Source organism: Shewanella sp. ZOR0012 (assembly GCF_000798835.1).
Taxonomy (GTDB): domain Bacteria; phylum Pseudomonadota; class Gammaproteobacteria; order Enterobacterales; family Shewanellaceae; genus Shewanella; species Shewanella xiamenensis.
Genome location: NZ_JTLE01000069.1, coordinates 1 through 2,939, shown reverse-complemented (window position 1 = coordinate 2,939; position 2,939 = coordinate 1). Strand labels below are relative to the sequence as shown.

The 2,939-nt window shown below is 41.7% G+C and carries 3 protein-coding genes and 2 pseudogenes; 3 read left to right on the top strand and 2 right to left on the bottom strand.

Going from position 1 to position 2,939, the window contains the following annotated elements; all coding sequences use genetic code 11:
- Window positions 1-115: 115 nt before the first annotated feature.
- From L976_RS01600 to L976_RS01590, 3 genes and pseudogenes are all read left to right on the top strand, one after another.
- Window positions 116-367, top strand: a pseudogene (locus tag L976_RS01600) (phosphate ABC transporter ATP-binding protein); the annotation flags it as partial.
- Window positions 368-494: 127 nt separating this feature from the next.
- The gene (gene phoU, locus L976_RS01595) at window positions 495-1,205 is read left to right on the top strand and encodes a phosphate signaling complex protein PhoU (protein ID WP_037429875.1); all 711 of its coding nucleotides are present in this window, start codon (window positions 495-497) and stop codon (window positions 1,203-1,205) included.
- Window positions 1,206-1,749: 544 nt separating this feature from the next.
- Entirely contained in the window at window positions 1,750-2,202 is a 453-nt protein-coding gene (locus L976_RS01590) for a hypothetical protein (RefSeq protein WP_140907652.1), read from the top strand.
- A gap of 23 nt (window positions 2,203-2,225) precedes the next feature.
- Here the strand turns inward: L976_RS01590 and L976_RS01585 are convergent.
- Window positions 2,226-2,650, bottom strand: a pseudogene (locus L976_RS01585) (DDE-type integrase/transposase/recombinase); the annotation flags it as partial.
- Window positions 2,628-2,873: a GIY-YIG nuclease family protein gene (locus L976_RS01580; protein ID WP_156143137.1), complete on the bottom strand. Its 246-nt coding sequence runs from the start codon at window positions 2,871-2,873 to the stop codon at window positions 2,628-2,630. The gene L976_RS01580 and the pseudogene L976_RS01585, both read right to left, overlap by 23 nt.
- Window positions 2,874-2,939: the final 66 nt, after the last annotated feature.

Below are 2,939 nucleotides of genomic sequence, written 5' to 3'. Positions count from 1 at the left end.
GTGTCTTCAAGACTTATCTGAGTTCTGCGAGGGCGCGGCATACAAACCTCCTTGTTCAATGCTTAACCAAAGCATAGTCGGAGGTTAGCTACCTCGCTATTAAGGTTGGGTGTCCATGTTTTGCGACGAACCTACTTCGGCCCTCGACCCGATTTCAACCTTAACCATCGAAGAGCTGATCACCGAGCTTAAGACTAAGTACACAGTGGTTATCGTGACCCACAACATGCAACAGGCGGCGCGGGTGTCGGACCAAACAGCCTTTATGTATATGGGCGAATTGGTGGAATACGCCGATACCAACACCATTTTCACCACACCGAAAAAACGTAAGACCGAAGATTACATTACTGGCCGTTACGGTTAATCACCTTGCCCTTGGCAGTGGTGATGTGAGTGATAAGCGATTAACGAAATAAGCCACCGCCTAGAACAGAGTTAAGCATTGCAAACTCCATCTAGGCGTTGATACAGTTGAGTAAAAGGTTGGCCAAATGGAAAATATGAATTTAAACAAACATATCTCTGGGCAATTTAACGCCGAGCTAGAAGATATTCGTAACCGAGTTCTCGCTATGGGTGGCTTGGTTGAGCGTCAATTAGAGCAAGCCATCGACGCCTTAAGCACCTTAGATGCCGAATTAGCGCAAAAGGTGATCTTAGGTGACCATAAAGTCAACGGGATGGAAGTCTCGATTGACGAAGAATGTACCCGCATTATCGCCAAGCGCCAGCCCGCAGCGAGCGACTTGCGGATGATCATCGCGATTTCAAAATCGATTGCTGATCTTGAGCGTATCGGTGACGCCTGTGTGCGTATTGCCAAGGCAGCATTAGATAAGCGATTGAATAATCAGCAGCCTTTATTAGTCAGTATTGAAAATATGGGCCGCCATGCGACTCGTATGCTCCACGCCACTTTAGATGCATTAGCCCGTATGGATGCAGAGTCTGCATTGGAACTGCACAAGGAAGACGCTAAACTCGACCGTGAATATGAAGGTATTATCCGTCAATTAATGACCTACATGATGGAAGATCCACGCTCAATCCCCGATGTATTAGACGTACTCTGGGCAGCCCGTGCGGTTGAACGTGTAGGCGACCGCTGTAAAAATATCTGCGAATATATTATTTACTACGTAAAAGGCAAAGACGTTCGCCATACTTCCTACGAAGATATGGAAAAGGATATGAAGAACTAAACGCCTTTTATCACAAGGCGTTATCCACAAACGCTCTGCCTAACCGCAGAGCGTTTTTGTTTAGATGTTTAAATGTAAGAGGGCACTTGATCGTCGTTGCTGATTCTGATTGGTAGGTGAGACATAGCATTTGTTTAACGATACGGTGAATAGAAACCTAGGGTTTCTAAGATTATGAATGAGAGCAATGGTCGTTCTCATGCATCCCTGCATTGCACGACATTCAGGCGTCATGCCTATCAGATGGCGAGCTGACAGTTATGGAAGTTGTTCAAGCAGTCCTTGGATGCTCGCCCAGTCTGATGTCAATGGATTCACAAATGCCGCAATGGCATGGATGTCCTTGCTCTAGTTGTTCAAACCATTTGAGCTAGAACGGGTTGTAGGTAACCTAAAAGTGCATTATGTTTTTGATTTAAAATTGGTGGCCGATTTATTTGGTTTACTGGTACAGGTGATGAAATATTGGGTAGCCTTGCTAAGTCAACGATAGATATGGCTGCTACACAAGCAACACTAAATGAGAATACGGAAAAACTTGAAGATGCAATTAAAGAAATTAAAGACTAAATCAAATATTGCAGGTTTATTTTTAATAATATCCATAACGGCATTTTTTTGGTTTTCATTTATTAATTCTATTTTAATTTCAAATGAAAAAATTGAAGGGGTTCTGTTTGGATATGACTGCAAAATAAATTCTAGGTTTAATAAAAAGTATGATTATGATATTTATATTGAAAATGGAGGACGTTATAGTAGTTTGAACAGTATTGACTGTAAGTCTCTCGATGGTGTGATTGTTGGAGAAAAAGTATCTTTGATAGTCAGAGGAAAGGAAGTTTTATCCGTATCACAAAATGAAATAGAATTAGTTAGCTATTCAAGTTTGAGTAAAAATCATATGAATAGACTAGCAAGTACTTTGATTGCAGCGCTACTTCTTACAATGTTTTCAATTTGGAGATTCAAAAGCATTTTCGATAACAAAAGCTAAACAGTACAGGCATACTGTTCTGGTCAACCCAAACTGGACACTTTTACTTGAGAATTTTCAAACTCTACAGCTGACAGATCGTCATTAGCAGAATGCAGCCGCTCCAAGTTGTAATATTTCATGTAAGCAGTAACATCTTGCTTCATAAACTCCCTTGTTGGTTGATTAACTTTAAAAATCCAATCGTGTTTTAAGCTGTCAAAGAATCGCTCAACAACGGCATTATCCCACAACTGCATGGATGTAGGAGGTAGAGCAACGCAGTAGCAGTTGCCGAACACGCACCCACATCACCCATGCTGGCTCGGATACCATAGCTCGATAGCAGCCTACTGAATTGCTTACTGGTATATTGCGAGCCTCGGTCACTGTGAAATACCAACCCTCGCGCTGGTTGTCGCAGGTTGTAGGCTTTTATTAATGCCTTAGATATACTCGGGGAGCCCATGTCTGTCATAACCTGTCAATTCACCTGCGTTAGATTTTTTTGCGATATAACTACAGTGACTATGTGCTTTTAGTAAGTCGAGTACAATTTCATGGTTTATTTCGAACCACTCCCCAATTACGCGTTGATCTTTGTACTTCTGGTGTAGTTGTGTTTCAAGCTCACGATCAGTACCACTGTCAATCGACAATAAATCGAGCCACCCATTTTGAATCAACAACATAATGCACTTTCCGTTTACCTACAACTTGTAAAAGTTAATATTGTTCAAAAAAGAACCATCAAAAGT

Bases quoted from the DNA above. Each gene is read 5' to 3' on its own strand.
- phoU (WP_037429875.1), top strand. From the start codon at position 495: ATGGAAAATATGAATTTAAACAAACATATCTCTGGGCAATTTAACGCC.
- L976_RS01590 (WP_140907652.1), top strand. From the start codon at position 1,750: ATGCAATTAAAGAAATTAAAGACTAAATCAAATATTGCAGGTTTATTT.
- L976_RS01580 (WP_156143137.1), bottom strand. From the start codon at position 2,873: ATGTTGTTGATTCAAAATGGGTGGCTCGATTTATTGTCGATTGACAGT.